The sequence below is a fragment of the Kocuria atrinae C3-8 genome, assembly GCF_000286355.1.
Taxonomy (GTDB): Bacteria; Actinomycetota; Actinomycetes; order Actinomycetales; family Micrococcaceae; genus Kocuria; species Kocuria atrinae_A.
In genome coordinates this window covers 1-1,909 of the sequence record NZ_AJXN01000185.1, presented here as the reverse complement: position 1 = coordinate 1,909, position 1,909 = coordinate 1, and the positions used below count along the sequence as shown (strand labels likewise).

General features: G+C 64.7%; 3 protein-coding genes. 2 read left to right on the top strand and 1 reads right to left on the bottom strand.

All coding sequences use genetic code 11. The features are described from left to right. On the bottom strand, window positions 1–222 hold a 222-nt coding region (locus YO9_RS19210; RefSeq protein WP_223286689.1), incomplete at its 3' end, for a hypothetical protein. 69 nt (window positions 223–291) lie between these two features. On the opposite strand from YO9_RS19210, the gene YO9_RS0115500 reads away from it, so the two are divergent. Continuing rightward, window positions 292–1,017: a lipid II:glycine glycyltransferase FemX gene (locus tag YO9_RS0115500; RefSeq protein WP_016998314.1), complete on the top strand. Its 726-nt coding sequence runs from the start codon at window positions 292–294 to the stop codon at window positions 1,015–1,017. 252 nt (window positions 1,018–1,269) lie between these two features. Then, window positions 1,270–1,909: SDR family NAD(P)-dependent oxidoreductase (locus YO9_RS0115490; protein WP_016998312.1), on the top strand; the 640-nt coding region annotated here is incomplete at its 3' end.

Here is a 1,909-nt window from a genome sequence, read left to right as displayed (position 1 = left end):
GATCAGTCCTTCCCCACGTACCCGGACTTCCAGCTCTTCCAGTCCGATCTCCAGGGCGTGCTCGACAGGGCGACGACGACGGCGCTGACGCGGCGGCGTCGTCGAACGTCCCGGCCGTGGCGTGGCAGGTGCGCCGGGTGGTGTGGGCGTGGGCATGTCGGTGCCCGTGCCGGCCTCGCCCGCGATGGTGACCACTGCCGAGGAACTCTCTCCCAACGGCACCTGCTCCGTTCCGTAACCGAATCCGCGCTGCGCGTTCTGACCTGAGCCGCAGGTCGGTACAGTGGACGCGTGGCAAATATCCTGCAGTCCCAGGAATGGGCAGAGTTTCAGCGAAGCATCGGACACCAGGTCGTTCAGGCATCCGGCGACGGATGGCGCTACCTGGCCACGGTCGAGGGCGGACGCACGGGCCGGTACCTGTACTGCCCGTACGGTCCCGAGGCGGATTCCCCGCAGGCTTTCGACGCCGCTCTGGCGGACCTCACGCGCGTGGCCAAGGAGCACAAGTGCTGGTTCGTGCGTGTGGAACCCGCCAACGCGAACTTCGTGGACGGTCTGGAGACCGAAAAGTCTTCGTTACGCCGCCGCGGCATGAAGGTGGCCCCGCGTCAGGTGCAGCCCTCGCACACGCAGCTCATCGACCTCAGCAAGGAAGAGAAAGCGCTGCTCAAGGACATGAAGTCCACCAACCGGAACCTCTACCGGAACATCCACAAGAAGGGTGTGACGATTGAGCGCTCGTCCAACCCGGAGGACGTCAACTACCTCCTCAAGTTCCTGGACGACACCGCCAAGCGCAAGGACTTCAACCGCCAGCACGACGACTACCTGCGCGCGGTGGCTCGGTCACTCATGCCGGCCGGTGCCGCCGCGATTTACCTCGCGAAGCTCGAAGACGAGCCCATCGCGGCGTCGCTCGTGTACGACTCCGCCGATACTCGCACGTACGCCCACGCGGCCATGGATCAGCGCCACCGCAAACTCTCGGCGGGCATTCCCCTGGTGGTCACATGATCATGGACGCCAAGGAGAAGGGCCTCGCCTGGTTCGACCTCTTCGGTACCGCCCCCGAGGGCGCAGGTCCCGAGCACGAATGGTACGGATTCACGTCCTTCAAGAAGTCATTCGGTGGCTCACCGGTATCGTTTGCGGGCACATGGGATCTGCCGTGTCCAAGGGTGGTTACGCTGCCTACACCGGTGTGCGCCACGCCCGGGAAGCTGTCACTGCGGCGCGGAAGAAAATCCGCGAGCGTAGCATCGAGGCATGACTAAAACTGCTCTGATCACCGGTGCCACCGGAGGACTTGGCCGCGCTTTCACCGCCGAATTGCACCGGCGCGGCTACCAGGTGATCATCACCGGTCGGAGCACGGAGAAGTTGACCGAACTGTCCCAAACCGTGACCGACGGTACGGCGCAGATCGTCGCGGCAGACCTGGGCACTCAGGAGGGGATCGCCACCCTGGTGGACGTGATCCGCTCCAACCCCCTGGACATTCTGATCAACAACGCCGGGTTCGGCACGCACGGGACGTTTGCCGAACTGGACATCGACCGCGAGCTCGAAGAAGCCACGGTCAACATGACCGCCCTGATGGCCACCACTCACGAGGCCCTGCAGTCCATGACCGCGCGGCGGACGGGCGCCATCGTGAACATCGCCTCCGTGGCCGGATTCCAGCCCATCCCCTACATGGCCACCTACGGCGCCAGCAAGGCGTTCGTGGAACGGTTCACTCTTGCCGTTGGCGTTGAGGCTAAGAAGTCCGGCGTGCTCGTGACCTGTGTGAATCCAGGTCCGGTGGACACCGAGTTCTTCGACGTGGTCGGTTCCAGTGCCGTGAAGATCGGCCGTGCACTGCCTCCGGAGCAGGTCGTCGCGTCCGCCATGGCCGCCGTGGACA